At 61.7% G+C, this 17,054-nt stretch carries 16 protein-coding genes and 1 pseudogene; 13 read left to right on the top strand and 4 right to left on the bottom strand.

Translation table 11 applies throughout. The features are described 5' to 3' along the window. From KGA89_RS10110 to fdhA, 8 genes and pseudogenes are all read left to right on the top strand, one after another. A pseudogene (locus KGA89_RS10110) lies at positions 1-168 on the top strand (conjugal transfer protein TraX); the annotation flags it as partial. 315 nt (positions 169-483) lie between these two features. Beyond that, positions 484-1,737, top strand: coding sequence for a serine hydroxymethyltransferase (gene glyA / locus KGA89_RS10105; protein ID WP_003206308.1), 1,254 nt, complete (start codon positions 484-486; stop codon positions 1,735-1,737). 21 nt (positions 1,738-1,758) lie between these two features. After that, positions 1,759-3,009: a sarcosine oxidase subunit beta gene (locus KGA89_RS10100; protein WP_003206307.1), complete on the top strand. Its 1,251-nt coding sequence runs from the start codon at positions 1,759-1,761 to the stop codon at positions 3,007-3,009. 14 nt (positions 3,010-3,023) lie between these two features. After that, positions 3,024-3,353 (top strand): sarcosine oxidase subunit delta, encoded by a 330-nt coding sequence (locus KGA89_RS10095; protein WP_003206305.1) that lies wholly within the window; start codon positions 3,024-3,026, stop codon positions 3,351-3,353. Beyond that, positions 3,350-6,367, top strand: a complete 3,018-nt coding sequence (locus KGA89_RS10090; protein WP_003206303.1) for a sarcosine oxidase subunit alpha — start codon at positions 3,350-3,352, stop codon at positions 6,365-6,367. Before KGA89_RS10095 ends, KGA89_RS10090 begins: the two co-directional genes overlap by 4 nt. Positions 6,368-6,502: 135 nt before the next feature. Continuing rightward, positions 6,503-7,135 carry a sarcosine oxidase subunit gamma gene (locus tag KGA89_RS10085; RefSeq protein ID WP_028237469.1) on the top strand — a complete coding sequence of 211 codons (633 nt, stop codon included), beginning with the start codon at positions 6,503-6,505 and terminating at the stop codon, positions 7,133-7,135. A gap of 182 nt (positions 7,136-7,317) precedes the next feature. Continuing rightward, positions 7,318-8,175 carry a formyltetrahydrofolate deformylase gene (gene purU, locus KGA89_RS10080; RefSeq protein WP_003206299.1) on the top strand — a complete coding sequence of 286 codons (858 nt, stop codon included), beginning with the start codon at positions 7,318-7,320 and terminating at the stop codon, positions 8,173-8,175. Between the two features lie 181 nt (positions 8,176-8,356). Beyond that, positions 8,357-9,556 carry a formaldehyde dehydrogenase, glutathione-independent gene (gene fdhA / locus KGA89_RS10075; protein ID WP_003206297.1) on the top strand — a complete coding sequence of 400 codons (1,200 nt, stop codon included), beginning with the start codon at positions 8,357-8,359 and terminating at the stop codon, positions 9,554-9,556. Positions 9,557-9,659: 103 nt separating this feature from the next. Here the strand turns inward: fdhA and KGA89_RS10070 are convergent, their stop codons facing one another. Next, positions 9,660-9,872 (bottom strand): cold-shock protein, encoded by a 213-nt coding sequence (locus KGA89_RS10070; RefSeq protein ID WP_003206294.1) that lies wholly within the window; start codon positions 9,870-9,872, stop codon positions 9,660-9,662. A 359-nt stretch (positions 9,873-10,231) separates the two neighbouring features. Next, on the bottom strand, positions 10,232-10,804 hold the full coding sequence (locus KGA89_RS10065; RefSeq protein WP_223471446.1) for a hypothetical protein: 573 nt from the start codon (positions 10,802-10,804) through the stop codon (positions 10,232-10,234). A 213-nt stretch (positions 10,805-11,017) separates the two neighbouring features. Here KGA89_RS10065 and KGA89_RS10060 point away from each other — a divergent pair, with 213 nt between their 5' ends. After that, positions 11,018-11,596: a DUF2780 domain-containing protein gene (locus KGA89_RS10060; protein ID WP_223471444.1), complete on the top strand. Its 579-nt coding sequence runs from the start codon at positions 11,018-11,020 to the stop codon at positions 11,594-11,596. 40 nt (positions 11,597-11,636) lie between these two features. Here KGA89_RS10060 and KGA89_RS10055 read toward each other — a convergent pair whose 3' ends face one another. Both KGA89_RS10055 and KGA89_RS10050 read right to left on the bottom strand, forming a co-directional pair. After that, a complete protein-coding gene (locus KGA89_RS10055; protein ID WP_223471442.1) occupies positions 11,637-11,978 on the bottom strand; it encodes a DUF3757 domain-containing protein in 342 nt (113 codons plus the stop codon). 167 nt (positions 11,979-12,145) lie between these two features. Next, positions 12,146-13,039: an acyltransferase gene (locus tag KGA89_RS10050; RefSeq protein ID WP_003206284.1), complete on the bottom strand. Its 894-nt coding sequence runs from the start codon at positions 13,037-13,039 to the stop codon at positions 12,146-12,148. A gap of 178 nt (positions 13,040-13,217) precedes the next feature. Between KGA89_RS10050 and KGA89_RS10045 the strand changes: the two genes are divergently transcribed. From KGA89_RS10045 to KGA89_RS10030, 4 genes are all read left to right on the top strand, one after another. Next, positions 13,218-13,724, top strand: a complete 507-nt coding sequence (locus KGA89_RS10045; RefSeq protein ID WP_057449669.1) for an ATP-dependent zinc protease — start codon at positions 13,218-13,220, stop codon at positions 13,722-13,724. Between the two features lie 69 nt (positions 13,725-13,793). After that, complete coding sequence (gene creB / locus KGA89_RS10040) at positions 13,794-14,474, top strand: two-component system response regulator CreB (RefSeq protein WP_223471440.1); 681 nt, start codon at positions 13,794-13,796, stop codon at positions 14,472-14,474. Continuing rightward, a complete protein-coding gene (gene creC / locus KGA89_RS10035; RefSeq protein ID WP_223471438.1) occupies positions 14,474-15,892 on the top strand; it encodes a two-component system sensor histidine kinase CreC in 1,419 nt (472 codons plus the stop codon). Before creB ends, creC begins: the two co-directional genes overlap by 1 nt. A gap of 171 nt (positions 15,893-16,063) precedes the next feature. Beyond that, positions 16,064-17,038: an alpha/beta hydrolase gene (locus KGA89_RS10030; RefSeq protein ID WP_223471436.1), complete on the top strand. Its 975-nt coding sequence runs from the start codon at positions 16,064-16,066 to the stop codon at positions 17,036-17,038. Positions 17,039-17,054 lie beyond the last annotated feature (16 nt).

The following is a 17,054-nucleotide window of genomic DNA, read 5'->3' as shown; positions in this document are numbered from 1 at the left end:
GGGGTGGCGTTGTGGGGGCTGGTGGCTTGCCTGATCGCGCCATGGCTTGGGCTGATGCTTTTGCGACACGCGGGTCGTTTTCATCCACCGGCGATGCGGCGTTGGACATATGGCCTTTATCCCGCGCATTTCCTGTTACTGCTCGCGGTTCGCCATATCGTCGAGTAACCCTATGGGAGCAGCATCCTGGGAACTAAGGCGCGGGAGCAAAGCCAGTGGGAGCAAGGCTTGCCCGCGATGAAAGCGCCGCGCGCTCCCATGGACCGAGGCGCCTGGATCGCGAGCAAGCTTTGCTCCCACAGTGCTATCGCGCAGGCCTTGCTCTCCGACTCTTTGATCCCATGTCGTAAACGCACCTTTGCGTGGCGTCCATAGGCATTTGACATGCCTGCGCCAGCCATACCATCGCATCCAAAGGGCACGACCGAACGGTCCGTGCCTCACCGAGACGAAAGGCGCACCGCCGCCGCTGGGAGAGACGCGATGTTCAGCAAGCAAGACCAAATCCAAGGCTACGATGATGCACTGCTGGCGGCGATGAACGCCGAAGAGCAACGCCAGGAAGATCACATCGAACTGATCGCGTCAGAAAACTACACCAGCAAGCGCGTGATGGAGGCCCAGGGCAGCGGCCTGACCAACAAGTACGCCGAAGGCTATCCGGGCAAGCGCTACTACGGTGGCTGCGAGCACGTCGACAAAGTCGAAGCCCTGGCCATCGAGCGCGCCAAGCAACTGTTCGGTGCCGATTACGCCAACGTCCAGCCGCACTCCGGCTCTTCGGCCAACAGCGCCGTATACCTGGCCCTGCTGCAGGCCGGCGACACCATCCTGGGCATGAGCCTGGCCCACGGCGGTCACCTGACCCACGGTGCCAAGGTGTCGTCCTCGGGCAAGCTCTATAACGCGGTGCAATACGGCATCGACACCACCACCGGCCTGATCGACTACGACGAAGTCGAGCGCCTGGCGGTCGAGCACAAGCCGAAGATGATCGTTGCCGGTTTCTCCGCTTACTCCAAGACCCTGGATTTCCCACGTTTCCGCCAGATCGCCGACAAGGTCGGTGCCCTGTTGTTCGTCGACATGGCCCACGTTGCCGGTCTGGTCGCCGCCGGTCTGTACCCTAATCCACTGCCTTACGCCGACGTGGTCACCACCACCACCCACAAGACCCTGCGCGGTCCACGTGGCGGCCTGATCCTGGCCAAGGCCAACGAAGAGATCGAGAAGAAGCTCAACGCCGCGGTATTCCCCGGCGCCCAGGGTGGCCCGCTGATGCACGTGATCGCCGGCAAGGCGGTGTGCTTCAAGGAAGCGGCGGAGCCTGGCTTCAAGGCTTACCAGCAGCAAGTGATCGATAACGCCCAGGCCATGGCTGGCGTGTTCATCAAGCGCGGCTACGATGTAGTGTCCGGTGGTACCGATAACCACCTGTTCCTGGTCAGCCTGATCCGTCAGGGCCTGACCGGCAAGGACGCCGATGCTGCCCTGGGCCGTGCCCACATCACCGTCAACAAGAACGCCGTGCCGAACGACCCGCAATCACCGTTCGTGACCTCGGGCCTGCGCATTGGCACCCCGGCGGTGACCACACGTGGCTTCAAGGTGACCCAGTGCGTCACGCTGGCCGGCTGGATCTGCGACATTCTCGACAACCTCGGCGATGCCGATGTCGAGGCCAATGTCGCGCAGCAAGTGGCGGCCCTGTGCGCGGACTTCCCGGTTTATCGCTGAGTCGGTTTTGGAGTAATGACTATGCAACGCTATTCGGGCTTCGGCCTCTTCAAACACTCTCTCAGCCATCACGAAAACTGGCAGCGGATGTGGCGCACGCCGACCCCGAAAAAGGTCTATGACGTGGTCATCGTCGGCGGTGGCGGGCATGGCCTGGCAACCGCCTACTACCTGGCCAAGGAGCACGGCATCACCAACGTGGCCGTGGTCGAGAAGGGCTGGTTGGGCGGCGGTAACACCGCGCGCAACACCACCATCGTGCGCTCCAACTACCTGTGGGACGAATCGGCCCACCTGTACGAACACGCGATGAAACTCTGGGAAGGTCTGTCCCAGGACCTGAACTACAACGTGATGTTCTCCCAGCGTGGCGTCTACAACCTGTGCCATACCCTGCAGGACATCCGTGATTCCGAGCGTCGTGTCAGCGCCAACCGCCTCAATGGCGTGGACGGCGAGCTGCTCAACGCCAAGCAAGTGGCCGACGAGATCCCATACCTGGATTGCTCGAAGAACACCCGTTACCCGGTGATGGGCGCCACCGTCCAGCGTCGCGGCGGCGTGGCCCGTCACGATGCCGTGGCCTGGGGCTTTGCCCGGGCGGCGGACGCGTTGGGCGTGGACCTGATCCAGCAGACCGAAGTGATCGGTTTCCGCAAGGAAAACGGCGTGTGCATCGGCGTGGAAACCAACAAGGGCTTCATCGGCGCCAAGCGTGTCGGCGTGGTGACCGCTGGTAACTCCGGACACATGGCCAAGCTCGCGGGCTTCCGCCTGCCGATCGAATCCCACCCGCTGCAAGCGCTGGTGTCGGAGCCGATCAAGCCGATTATCGACAGCGTGATCATGTCCAACGCCGTGCACGGCTACATCAGCCAGTCCGACAAGGGCGACCTGGTGATCGGCGCCGGTATCGACGGCTACAACGGCTACGGCCAGCGTGGTTCGTACCCGGTGATCGAACACACCATCCAGGCCATCGTCGAAATGTTCCCGGTGCTCTCGCGGGTGCGCATGAACCGTCAGTGGGGCGGCATCGTCGACACCACGCCGGACGCCTGCCCGATCATCTCCAAGACCCCGGTGCCGAACATGTTCTTCAACTGCGGTTGGGGCACCGGCGGCTTCAAGGCAACACCGGGCTCGGGCAACGTCTTCGCTGCAAGCCTGGCCAAGGGTGAAATGCATCCGCTGGCCGCGCCGTTTTCCATCGACCGTTTCCACAACGGCGCACTGATCGACGAACACGGCGCTGCTGCCGTCGCCCACTAACAGGAGAAATCCCTATGTTGCACATCTTCTGTCCTCACTGCGGCGAACTGCGCTCCGAAGAGGAATTCCATGCATCCGGCCAGGCGCATATCCCGCGTCCACTGGATCCGAACGCTTGCACCGACGAACAGTGGGGCGACTACATGTTCTTCCGTGACAACCCGCGCGGGTTGCACCATGAGCTGTGGGATCACGTCGCCGGTTGCCGCCAGTACTTCAACGTGACCCGCGACACCGTGACCTACGAGATTCTCGAAACCTACAAGATCGGCCAAAAGCCGCAATTCACCGACAAGGCTGACAGTCCGAAAGCGGCCGCACAGGCTCTGGGAGAGAAGGTATGAGCCAGATCAATCGCCTGTCCAACGGTGGACGGATCGACCGCAACAAAGCGCTGAGCTTCACCTTCAACGGCCAGACCTACAAAGGCTTCGAGGGCGATTCCCTGGCTGCTGCGCTGCTGGCCAACGGCGTCGACATCATTGGCCGCAGCTTCAAGTATTCGCGTCCTCGCGGCATCTTCGCCGCCGGTGCCGAAGAGCCGAACGCCGTGCTGCAGATCGGTGCCACCGAAGCCACGCAAATTCCTAACGTGCGCGCCACGCAACAGGCGCTGTACCAGGGTCTGGTCGCCACCAGCACCAACGGCTGGCCGAACGTGAACAACGACATGATGGGCATTCTCGGCAAGGTCGGCGGCAAACTGATGCCGCCGGGCTTCTACTACAAAACCTTCATGTACCCGCAATCGTTCTGGATGACCTACGAGAAGTACATCCGCAAGGCTGCCGGCCTGGGTCGCTCGCCGACCGAGAACGATCCGGACACCTACGACTACATGAACCGCCACTGCGACGTGCTGATCGTCGGCGCTGGCCCTGCCGGCCTGGCCGCCGCACTGGCCGCGGCCCGCAGCGGTGCGCGCGTCATCCTGGCCGATGAGCAGGAAGAGTTCGGCGGCAGCCTGCTCGACTCCCGCGAGAGCCTGGACGGCAAGCCTGCGATCGAATGGGTCGCTGCGGCGGTGGCTGAACTGCGCTCGATGCCAGAAGTGGTGTTGCTGCCTCGCGCCACGGTGAACGGTTACCACGACCATAACTTCTTGACCATCCATGAGCGCCTTACCGACCACCTCGGTGATCGAGCGCCCATCGGCCAGGTCCGCCAGCGCATCAACCGCGTCCGCGCCAAGCGCGTGGTCCTGGCGACCGGCGCCTGCGAGCGTCCGCTGGTCTACGGCAACAACGACGTGCCGGGCAACATGCTGGCCGGTGCGGTGTCCACCTACGTGCGTCGCTACGGCGTGGCACCGGGCAAGAAACTGGTGCTGAGCACCAACAACGACCATGCCTATCGCGTGGCCCTGGACTGGTTCGACGCCGGCCTGCAAGTGGTGGCCGTTGCCGATGCGCGCAGCAACCCGCGTGGTGCGCTGGTGGAAGAGGCCCGCGCCAAGGGCATTCGCATCCTCACCGGCAGCGCCGTGATCGAGGCCCGCGGCAGCAAGCGCGTCACCGGGGCACGTGTTGCCGCGATCGACGTCCGTGCCCACAAAGTCACCAGCCCCGGCGAATGGCTGGACTGCGATCTGGTAGCCAGTTCCGGCGGCTACAGCCCGGTGGTTCACCTGGCTTCGCACCTGGGCGGCAAGCCGATCTGGCGTGAAGATATCCTCGGTTTCGTACCGGGCGAAGCACCGCAAAAGCGCGTGTGCGTCGGTGGTGTGAACGGTGTCTACAGCCTTGGCGATAGCTTGGCCGATGGCTTCGAGGGCGGCGTGCGCGCGGCCAACGAAGCCGGCTTCAAGGCAGTGGAGGGCGTGTTGCCCAAAGCCCTGAGTCGTCACGAAGAGCCAACCCTGGCGCTGTTCCAGGTGCCCCACGAAAAATCCACTGCACGGGCGCCGAAGCAATTCGTCGACCTGCAGAACGACGTCACCGCCGCCGCCATCGAGCTCGCCACCCGCGAAGGCTTCGAGTCGGTGGAGCACGTCAAGCGCTACACCGCACTGGGCTTCGGTACCGACCAGGGCAAGCTGGGCAACGTCAACGGCCTGGCCATCGCGGCCCGCTCGCTGAACGTGAGCATCCCGCAGATGGGCACCACCATGTTCCGTCCGAACTACACGCCGGTAACCTTCGGCGCGGTGGCTGGTCGGCACTGTGGGCACATCTTCGAGCCGGTGCGCTTCACTGCGCTGCATGCCTGGCATGTGAAAAACGGCGCCGAGTTCGAAGACGTCGGCCAGTGGAAGCGCCCTTGGTACTTCCCGAAGAACGGTGAAGATCTGCATGCCGCGGTCAAGCGCGAATGCAAGGCCGTGCGCGACAGCGTTGGCCTGCTGGATGCCTCCACCCTGGGCAAGATCGACATCCAGGGCCCGGACGCCCGCGAGTTCCTCAACCGCGTCTACACCAACGCCTGGACCAAGCTCGACGTGGGCAAGGCCCGCTACGGTCTGATGTGCAAGGAAGACGGCATGGTCTTCGACGACGGCGTGACAGCCTGTCTGGCGGACAACCACTTCCTGATGACCACCACCACGGGTGGCGCGGCGCGCGTGCTGCAATGGCTGGAGATCTATCACCAGACCGAATGGCCGGACCTGAAGGTGTACTTCACCTCGGTCACCGACCACTGGGCGACCATGACCCTGTCGGGCCCCAACAGCCGCAAGCTGCTGAGCGACGTCACCGACATCGACCTGGACAAGGACGCTTTCCCGTTCATGACCTGGAAGGAAGGCCTGGTGGGCGGCGTGCCGGCGCGGGTGTTCCGGATCTCGTTTACCGGTGAGCTGTCGTACGAAATCAACGTGCAGGCCGACTACGCCATGGGCGTGCTCGAGCAGATCGTCGAGGCGGGCAAGAAGTACAACCTGACCCCATATGGCACCGAGACCATGCACGTATTGCGGGCCGAGAAGGGCTTCATCATCGTCGGTCAGGACACTGACAGCTCGATGACCCCGGACGACCTGAACATGGGCTGGTGTGTAGGGCGGACCAAGCCGTTCTCGTGGATCGGCTGGCGCGGCATGAATCGCGAAGATTGCGTGCGTGAAGACCGCAAGCAACTGGTGGGCCTCAAGCCGATCGACCCGAATGTCTGGCTGCCGGAAGGCGCGCAACTGGTGTTCAACACCAAGCAGGCGATCCCGATGACCATGGTTGGCCACGTGACCTCCAGCTATGCCCACAACTCCCTGGGTTACTCATTTGCCATGGGTGTGGTCAGGGGCGGCCTCAAGCGGATGGGCGAGCGGGTGTTCGCGCCATTGGCCGACGGCAGCGTGATCGAGGCAGAGATCGTTTCTTCGGTGTTCTTCGATCCGAAGGGGGATCGGCAGAATATTTGATACCTGATCGTTCCCACGCTCTGCGTGGGAATGCATCCCGGGACGCTCCGCGTCCCAAAAGCGGACGCAGAGCGTCCATGGCGGCATTCCCACGCAGAGCGTGGGAACGATCAATCTACGAGACAGGTGCTCCATATGACCGCAGTCAACGTGTACCAACAACGCCCAACCACCGGGGCCAAGGCCGAGTCGTCGCTGCACCATGCCGACCTCGCCAGCCTGGTGGGCAAGGGCCGCAAGAACGCCGGTGTGACCGTGCGCGAGAAAAAACTCCTGGGTCACCTGACCCTTCGTGGCGACGGTCACGACCCGGCGTTCGCCGCCGGTGTGCACAAGGCCCTGGGCCTGGAATTGCCAGGTGCGCTGACCGTCATCGTCAAGGGTGAAACCAGCCTGCAATGGCTTGGCCCGGATGAATGGCTGTTGGTGGTGCCCACTGGCGAAGAGTTCACCGCCGAGCAGAAGCTGCGCGAAGCCCTGGGCGAGCTGCACATCCAGATCGTCAACGTCAGCGGCGGCCAGCAGATCCTCGAACTGTCCGGCCCGAACGTGCGCGACGTGCTGATGAAGTCCACCAGCTATGACGTTCACCCAAGCAACTTCCCGGTGGGCAAGGCCGTGGGCACGGTGTTCGCCAAGTCGCAACTGGTGATCCGCCACACGGGCGAAGACACCTGGGAACTGGTGATCCGCCGCAGCTTCTCGGATTACTGGTGGCTGTGGTTGCAGGATGCCGCGGCTGAGTATGGCTTGAGCGTGCAGGCCTGAAACACTGCAGTCCTTGTGGAAGCAAAACTGTGGGAGCAAAGCTTGCTCGCGATGCAGGCGCTTGAGTTCCAGATAGACCGCGTTGTTTTTATCGCGAGCAAGCTTTGCTCCCACAGATAAATCCTCCGCCACAGGTTCTGTGTCCGGCGGGGGGTTATCCATAACAAACAGGAGTCACCGCAATGAGCCGCGCCCCAGACACATGGATCTTGACTGCCGACTGCCCCAGCGTGCTCGGCACGGTGGACGCGGTGACCCGCTTTCTGTTCGAGCAGGGCTGCTACGTCACCGAGCACCACTCCTTCGACGACCGGCTCTCGGGACGCTTCTTCATTCGCGTGGAGTTTCGCCAACCGGAAGGTTTTGACGAGCAGAATTTCCGTTCCGGCCTGGCCGAGCGTGCCGAAGCCTTCGGCATGGTTTTCGAACTGACGCCGCCCAACTACCGGCCCAAAGTGGTGATCATGGTCTCCAAGGCCGATCACTGCCTCAACGACTTGCTCTACCGCCAGCGCATCGGCCAGTTGTCCATGGACGTGGTGGCTGTGGTGTCCAATCACCCCGACCTCAAGCCGCTGGCCGACTGGCACCAGATTCCCTACTACCATTTCCCCCTGGACCCGAACGATAAGCCTTCCCAGGAGCGGCAGGTGTGGCAGGTGATCGAAGACACCGGCGCCGAACTGGTGATCCTTGCGCGCTACATGCAAGTGTTGTCGCCGGAGCTGTGTCGCAAGCTCGACGGCAAGGCGATCAACATCCACCACTCGCTGCTGCCGGGTTTCAAGGGCGCCAAGCCGTATCACCAGGCCTACAACAAAGGCGTGAAGCTGGTGGGCGCCACGGCGCACTACATCAACAACGACCTGGACGAAGGTCCGATCATCGCCCAGGGCGTGGAAGTGGTGGACCACAGCCACTATCCCGAAGACCTGATCGCCAAGGGCCGGGACATCGAAGGGCTCACCCTGGCCCGGGCCGTGGGGTATCACATCGAACGAAGGGTGTTCTTGAACGCCAATCGCACTGTCGTTCTTTAGACCGACATCGCGAGCAAGCTCGCTCCCACAGGGAGTACGCGATCAACTGTGGGAGCGAGCTTGCTCGCGATGAGGCCCTTACAGACAACAAAGAAACAAAGACACAAGCACTAACCCGAGCAATCAACGCGCTGCCTGCCTGGGCAACGCAGTTCCACAAAAACAACAGCGAGGTGAAAGCATGTCTGGTAATCGTGGTGTCGTGTATCTCGGCAACGGCAAGGTCGAAGTACAGAAAATCGACTATCCAAAAATGCAGGACCCGCGCGGCAGGAAGATTGAGCACGGTGTCATCCTGCGCGTGGTCTCCACCAACATCTGCGGCTCCGACCAGCACATGGTGCGCGGCCGTACCACTGCCCAGACTGGTCTGGTCCTGGGTCACGAAATCACTGGTGAAGTGATCGAAAAGGGCAGCGACGTCGAGAACCTGAAAATCGGTGATCTGGTGTCGGTGCCGTTCAACGTGGCTTGCGGGCGCTGCCGTTCCTGCAAGGAGCAACACACCGGTGTCTGCCTGACCGTCAACCCGGCCCGTGCCGGCGGTGCCTACGGTTACGTGGACATGGGCGACTGGACCGGCGGCCAGGCCGAATACGTGCTGGTGCCGTACGCCGACTTCAACCTGCTGAAACTGCCGGACCGCGACAAGGCCATGGAGAAAATCCGCGACCTGACCTGCCTGTCCGACATCCTGCCGACCGGCTACCACGGCGCTGTCACCGCCGGCGTTGGCCCTGGCAGCACTGTCTACATCGCTGGTGCTGGCCCGGTTGGCCTGGCGGCCGCTGCTTCCGCTCGCCTACTGGGTGCAGCAGTGGTGATCATTGGCGACGTCAACCCGGTCCGCCTGGCGCACGCCAAGGCCCAGGGTTTCGAAATCGCCGACCTGTCCCAGGACACCCCGTTGCACGAACAGATCGCCGCGCTGCTGGGCGAGCCTGAAGTCGATTGCGCCGTCGATGCGGTAGGCTTTGAAGCCCGCGGCCATGGCCATGACGGCGTCAAGCACGAAGCCCCGGCCACCGTACTCAACTCGCTGATGGGCGTGGTCCGTGTAGCCGGCAAGATCGGCATCCCTGGCCTCTACGTCACCGAAGACCCGGGCGCTGTCGATGCGGCGGCGAAAATGGGCAGCCTGAGCATTCGCTTCGGCTTGGGCTGGGCTAAATCCCACAGCTTCCACACCGGCCAGACCCCGGTGATGAAGTACAACCGCCAACTGATGCAGGCGATCATGTGGGACCGTATCAACATTGCTGAAATCGTCGGCGTGCAGGTCATCAGCCTGGACGACGCGCCGAAAGGCTACGGCGAGTTCGATGCGGGCGTGCCGAAGAAGTTTGTGATTGACCCGCACAAGTTGTTCAGTGCGGCGTAAGCGGTAAAGGGCAAGACGGAAAAAAGGGCGACAGTGATGTCGCCCTTTTTTATTGGTTTGAAAACCTCATCCTGGCACTGATAGTGATAGCCCTGACCGATCGTTATTCCGGCGTCACTTTCGCGGCCTGCATGCCTTTGCCTCCCTTTTCGACTTCAAACGAAACGGTCTGCCGCTGTTTCAACGTTTTATAACCTTCGCCAGCTATTGCCGAATAATGAACGAACAATTCCTCGCCTCCTTTGCCGCAGGTAATGAAGCCATAGCCCTTTGCATCGTTAAACCATTTAACGGTTCCTTTGATTCGGTCGTTCATTTTTTATTGTCCTGCTTGCCCGAATGAAGAAAGGCACAGGGACTGTGGTTTGCCCAGAGCCTTGTTTTTCGCTGTCTCGGCTGGAGCTTAGAGTCGGCACCCACAGTTGCCTACTGTCAGAGTTGACAGTAGGCAATACCGAGAAGAAATAACGGATTGTGCATTGATAGTTGGATGACTGCCGCAGCTGTCATGCCATGGCTTGTGCCTGCAAGCGTCGACCGATCACGTCCAGCACATCGCAGCCACCGCGCAACGGAATCGTCCGTAGGAGCTGTCGAGTGAAACGAGGTTGCGATCTTTTCCCAGACACTTGAGTCTCAAGCGAAAGATCAAGAGATCGCAGGCTTCGCCAGCTCCTACAGGGCAGATGCGGTCCCGATCCGTTCGCAGAATTCAGGGTAGAAACCTTTGACGCTAGGGCCTTGGCAATAGGCTTGCGCCTGGGCCAGGGCGTCGGCGCTGAAACTCAGGCTGCGAGGCATGCCGGCAAAGGTTTCATAGCCGCCTTGTTGGGTCTTGATGGCGTCGAACCCCCGCATGTCGTAGACCAGTTCCACGTCATCGTCGGCAAGCAGTCGCGCCTTGACCGTCACTTGCGTGTATTGCTTGCCCCCTGGTGAGCCATTGAGCGCTGCCAGGCCATGGCCGACAACGCGCAGCATGTGTGGGACCCAGGGCTCGCAGTCATCCGCGCAAGCACCTGGACGGTAAAGCACGGTCAGCGTTTGCTGGTCGCGGGTCACATCGGTGAGAGTCGGGTCGGAGCGCTTGATGCGGTGTTCGATGGTCAGCCAGGTCTTTTGTTCTTCGCTGGTGCCGTCGGCCAGTTCCGGATTCAGCGGGCCACGCTGGCACTCGTTGACGCCCAGGACAATGAGCATGCCGGTCAGGATGACCACAAGGGTGGCGCCACCGATTTTTACGTTCATGGGCAAACTCTGTTGGAGGAAGCCGCACTGTACGGCAATGACGCAGGCGATGGCAGGGGGCGTTGAGCGGCGGTGCTGGAACCGTGACGCGGTTGCCATGACTGGCCGCAGATGCAATACGTCTTAGGGAACAATCCCCCTGGACCCCAGTCCAACGAACGCTTTACGCCGCTCTTTACGAGCGGCTTTTTCATGCTCAAGAGGAAGTTCCTGATGAAGGTTTCACGTGGTTTTGCTCTGTCTTGCCTGTTGACGCTGGCTGCCAGCCCGGCCTTCGCGCAGTTCAGCCTCAGTGATGCAGCCAATGTGGTATCGGCGATGCAGGGCAACCAAGGCGAGCAGGGCGAGGGCGCCGTGGCCGCCGCGCCGAAAGCCGCCGGGCTGCTCAACACCTTGGGATCGGAACTCAAGATCACGCCGGAACAGGCTATCGGCGGTGCCGGTGCGATGCTGGGGCTGGCGAAGAATCGGCTCAGCGAGCCGCAGTTTTCCGAATTGAGCAAAAGTGTGCCGGGGCTGGATCAGATTGCCGGAAACAGCGCCATCGGTGGGCTCAATGGCCTGGGTGGTTTGCTCGGCGGCGGGTCGGACAAAAATGCCTTGCTCGATGGCCTGCTGGGTAACGTCAAGGACACCGGCGACCTGAACAATGCCTTCAGTGCGCTGGGCATGGACAGCGGCATGATCGGCCAGTTTGCTCCGATCATTCTGCAGTACCTCGGCCAACAGGGTGTTGCCGGTTCGCTGCTGCAGAACCTGGGTGGTATTTGGGGCGCGGGTGCAGGCGTCTGATAGATAAAGGTGGCGACATCGAAAATCCGCCACGAAGCCCTTAAAAGCTCAAGCTGAAGCAGTCGGGTGTTGGCGCTTGGGCCTGAAGGTAATGCAGCGTGAGATGGATGCCACCCACTTTGCAGGTGAGAGTTACCCTGCTTAATGCTTGTTCCTCTTCGTCGGATTCATGGATCGCGAACTCGGCCTCGTTGAATTGTTCCACCGCTGGGTTGGCGGCCTGTATGAGGCGCGGTTGCTGCCATTCGCGATCATCCTGAATCTCTACCGTTTCATTATTGCCATGGCTGGGTGCCGCACTCGGGTGAGTGACTTCTGCGGCGTGGACATGACCGATTATCAGCAAGAGTATTCCAGAGCCGCCTGTCATGAAGTTTCCCATTGGCCTGCCTCCATATTCTGTGTCGGCGACATGTTTGCGGCTGTGCCTGGCCAGGGCTACTGTCAGGGTTGACAGTTTTTTATGTCGATTTGGAATAGAGGACAGGTCCAAAAAAAGCAGACCTCCCGCTTTAAGGTATTCATCCGCGGCGTTGCCTGTCAGAACGGTCAGGCAGTACTTCCCTCGCTGCGCAGGGCCGCGATGCGCCGGTCCTTTTCAGTCCATAGCTGGTTGACCCAGTCCTGCACGTGCTGGCGAAACACCGGGTCGTTTTCGTAGTCGCCTTGCCATAGCGTCGGGTCCAGTTCGCGGGTCTGGATGTCGATGATGACCCTGGGCACCGCGCCGCTGATCAAGTCCCAGAACCCGGGGATGCGCTCTTGCGGATAGACCACGGTCACGTCCAGCACCGCGTCCAGTTGCTCACCCATGGCTGCCAGTACGAACGCCACGCCCCCGGCCTTGGGCTTGAGCAGGTGGGTGAAAGGCGATTGCTGTTGTTGGCTCTTGGCGGCGGTGAAGCGGGTGCCTTCGAGGTAGTTGACCACGGTGACCGGCTGGCGCTTGAACAGTTCGCAGGCGGCCCTGGTGATTTCCAGGTCCTTGCCGGCCAGTTCCGGGTTCTTTGCCAGGAAAGCCTTGGTGTAGCGCTTCATGAAGGGGTAGTCCAGCGCCCACCAGGCCAATCCCAGGAACGGCACCCAGATCAGCTCTTTCTTGAGGAAGAACTTGAAGAACGGCGTACGCCGGTTGAGGGTCTGGACGAGGGCGGGGATGTCTACCCAGGATTGGTGATTGCTGATCACCAGGTAAGACGTATCGCCTCGCAGGTCCGCGCCGCCGCGGATGTCCCAGCGGGTGGGGATGCACAGGGCGAAGATCAGCTTGTCGATCTCGGCCCAGGTCTCGGCGATCCACATCACCGACCACGAGGCATAGTCGCGAAAGCGCCCGGGCAGGACCAGTTTGAGCACGGCGAACACCATCAACGGCCCGAACAGCACCAGGGTGTTGAGCAATAACAGCAGCGTGACGAAACAGCCGGTGAGCAGGCGGCGCATAGATGACTCTTGCAAACAGGTGGGCGGGCCATGATAAGCAAGCTTCGGGCGGCAGGCCAAATCGGTGTGGACGAAAGTTTCACCTTGGCCGGGGTAGGCTGGGCCACTGGTGCATGACCAACCGAACGAATCCGTCGGTCACGGTCTAAAAAACCACCCACACAGGAAGCCCTATTGCATGAAGTCTTTTCTCGCCCTGCTTTCCCTGGTGGCCCTTCCAGTGCTGGCCGCCGAGCCAACCCTGTACGGGCGCTACGAATACATCGCGCTGCCGGAAATCGGCGGCGAAGTGCTCAAGGCCAAGATGGACACCGGCGCCCTGACCGCCTCGCTGTCGGCCAAGGACATCGAGACCTTCACCCGCGACGGCGATGACTGGGTGCGGTTCCGCCTGGCGACCAAGGATGCGAGCAACAAGGTCTACGAGCACAAGATCGCGCGCATCAGCAAGATCAAGACCCGTTCCGAGGAAGATGAAGAAGACGACGAAAAGATCGCGCCCACCAAGCGCCCGGTGGTCGATCTGGAGTTGTGCCTGGGTAACGTCAAGCGCACGGTCGAGGTCAACCTGACGGACCGCAGCAGTTTCAATTACCCGTTGCTGATTGGCGCCAAGGCGTTGCGTGAGTTCGGGGCGGCGGTGAACCCGGCGCGGCGGTTTACGGCGGATAAGCCTGACTGCTGATTTCCCTGATTGACGTACTCCAAGGCTTGCGGCACCGTTCCGGCAACTTTACTGCCGGGCTCGCAAGCCATGCCTCATATCCTGATTGTCGAAGACGAAGCCGCCATCGCCGATACGCTGGTGTTTGCCCTGCAAGGGGAGGGGTTCGACACCACGTGGCTGAGCCTTGGTGCCGCGGCCCTTGAGCACCAGAAAAGCGCTCCGGCGGACCTGATCATTCTCGATGTGGGGCTGCCGGATATCAGCGGATTCGAGACTTGTAAAAATCTCAGACGTTTCAGCGACGTTCCGGTCATCTTTCTTACAGCCCGGGATGGCGAGATCGACCGGGTGGTGGGCCTGGAGATCGGTGCCGACGATTACGTGGTCAAACCCTTCAGCCCCCGCGAGGTGGCGGCCAGGGTCCGGGCGATTCTCAAGCGCATGGCGCCGCGTCCGGCGGCGGAGTCGAGCACGGCGCTGTTTCAGGTCGATGCCGACCGTGTGCAGATCAACTATCGCGGCAAACCGCTGAATCTCACCCGTCACGAGTTCCGCCTGCTCAATTGTCTACTGGAGCAACCTGAGCGGGTTTTCAGCCGCGAACAATTGCTCGATGCCCTGGGCGTGGCCAGCGATGCCGGCTACGAGCGCAGCATCGACAGCCACATCAAGAGCGTGCGCGCCAAGCTGCGCCTGGTCCGGGCCGAGGCCGAGCCGATCCAGACGCATCGGGGCCTGGGCTACAGCTACAGTCCGGGGCACAGCTGATGTCGCTGGGGATCCGGATTTTCCTGGTGTATGTGCTGTTTATCGCCTTGACCGGTTATTTCGTGCTCAACACGGTCATGGAGGAAATCCGCCCCGGCGTGCGCCAGTCCACCGAAGAAACCCTGGTGGACACGGCCAACCTGATGGCCGAGATCCTGCGGGACGATTTCAAGGCCGGCACCCTCAACCAGAATCGCTGGCCGCAGTTGCTCAAGGCCTACGGCGAGCGCCAGCCGGCGGCGACGATCTGGGGCTTGCCGAAAAACCAGGTCAGCCATCGCATCTATGTCACCGATGCCAGCGGCATCGTGGTGCTCGACTCCAGTGGCGTGGCGGTGGGCCAGGATTATTCGCGCTGGAACGACGTCTACCTGACCCTGCGCGGCCACTACGGCGCTCGCTCGACCCGCAGCATTGCCGATGATCCGACGTCTTCGGTGATGCACGTCGGCGCGCCGATCCGTGACAACGGCCGCATCATTGGGGTCGTCACCGTCGCCAAGCCCAACAGCTCATTGCAGCCTTATGTCGATCGCACCGAGCGGCGACTGCTGGCCTATGGCGCCGGGCTGGTGGCCCTGGGCCTGTTGCTCGGGGGCTTGTTGTCGTGGTGGCTCAGTGCGGCACTGCGGCGTTTGACGGCCTATGCCCAGGCGGTCAGCCAGGGACTTCGGGTGGAGGTGCCGCATTATCGCGGTGGCGAGTTCGAGCAACTGGCTGGCGCTGTGGAACACATGCGCACGCAACTGGAAGGCAAGGCTTACGTCGAGCGTTACGTGCATACGCTGACCCACGAACTCAAGAGCCCGCTGGCGGCGATTCGCGGTGCCGCCGAACTGCTGCAAAGCGACATGCCCGCCGCCCAGCACCAGCGCTTCGTCAATAACATCGACAACGAAAGTGTGCGCATGCAGCAGTTGATCGAACGGTTGCTCAACCTGGCCCAGATCGAGCAGCGCCAGGGGTTGGAAGAAGAAGTCGCGGTGCCGCTGGCGGCGTTGATGGACGAGTTGTTGGAAGCGCGTGGCGGCTGGATTGAAAGTCGCCAGTTGACGGTTGAGCAGCACATCGCTGCCGACCTGATACTAACCGGTGAGCCGTTCCTGTTGCGTCAGGCCTTGGGCAACCTGCTGGAAAACGCCCTGGACTTCACCCCCGTCAACGGCCGGCTACGTATCAGCGCCGAGCGCAGCGGGGATCGCGTCGAGATCCGCCTGTTCAATCAGGCCGCGCCGATTCCCGACTACGCGCTGCCACGCCTGAGCGAGCGCTTCTACTCCCTGCCGCGCCCAGACAGCGGCCGCAAGAGCACCGGGCTGGGGCTCAACTTCGTGGAGGAAGTGGTGCAGTTGCATGGGGGGCAATTCAGTATCGGCAATGTCGAGGGCGGGGTTGAGGTGGTGCTGAGGTTGCCGTGAGGGAATTTGCTTAAACTTGTTATTGATTAATTTACATAACCATTTTTTAGGTTTAATTTCCCCTCAGCACCGGCGAACGATTCAATAAACCTGTCAGCAAGCCATGCCTTACGGCGAGATGACTTTCGGTCGGCTGGTCCTATTCGTGGATACACAACCGGGAGCATGAGCATGGTGAGCCTCTGGCAAAAACTGCAGGCCAAGTTGTTGCGCGCCTTCGCCAAGAGAATGAAGGCGAAGTTTACCTATGACGCTGCATTGTTTCCGTTGCGCGCCGTTGTCGAGCAAACCATCCCGACCCCTTGGGGGGCTGCGCGGGCGCTGTTTTACTGGCCCCATTCGCAGTCCTCGGCGAAGCTGCCGGTGTACTTGAATTTCCATGGCGGTGGCTTTGTCGCCGGGACGCCCGAACACGACGACAGCTATTGCCGTCGACTGGCCCATAACCTGAACTGCCTGGTGGTCAATCTGGACTATGTGCTGGCGCCAGAGCACGCCTTCCCCGCAGGCCCGCGGCAGTGCTTCGCGGTGCTCGAATGGCTGGCCAGCGAAGCCGAAACGCTGGGCATCGATCCTCAGCGTCTCGCCGTTGGCGGCCATAGCGCCGGCGGCAATCTGGCCGCCGCCGTGGCGGGGCTGGCGCGAGGGCATCAAGCGTTGAAGGTGGTGCATCAGTTGATCGACTATGCGGCGCTGGATCTGCACCAGGACCCAGCCTTGAAGACGTCCACCAGTGCCCGGCCACTGCTCAATGCCGGCCTGATGCGCTTCTTCAACAGCTGCTACCTGAGCGATCCGGCACAAGCTCGCGATCCGTTGGCCTCACCCCTGTTGGCGCCGATCGAGGCACTGGCGGGGATGCCGCCAGCCACGGTGATCACGGCGCAATACGATATCCTGCGTGCCGAAGGCGAGGCCTACGCCGAGAAGTTGCGCCAGGCCGGCGTGCCGGTGCGCCAGCGAATGTTTGAAGGCTGCGACCATATGTTCACCCACCTGGGGCCGGACGAATCGGCCGAGGAGGCCTGGCAGATGATGGAGGACTCTCTGCGCGAGGCTTTCCAGACCGTGGATGACGCGGATGCCGGCGCTTCGGCGCAACGAGGCGAGGGCAGTCTCCACACAATCTCCACAATCGCTCCATAAGCCCAGCACACAGCCA

Origin of the sequence: Pseudomonas sp. A-RE-22 (assembly GCF_019956035.1) — a bacterium.
Classification (GTDB): Bacteria; Pseudomonadota; Gammaproteobacteria; order Pseudomonadales; family Pseudomonadaceae; genus Aquipseudomonas; species Aquipseudomonas brassicacearum.
The sequence above is the reverse complement of the archived record's forward strand: the minus strand, read 5'-3'. Positions and strand labels throughout refer to the sequence as shown.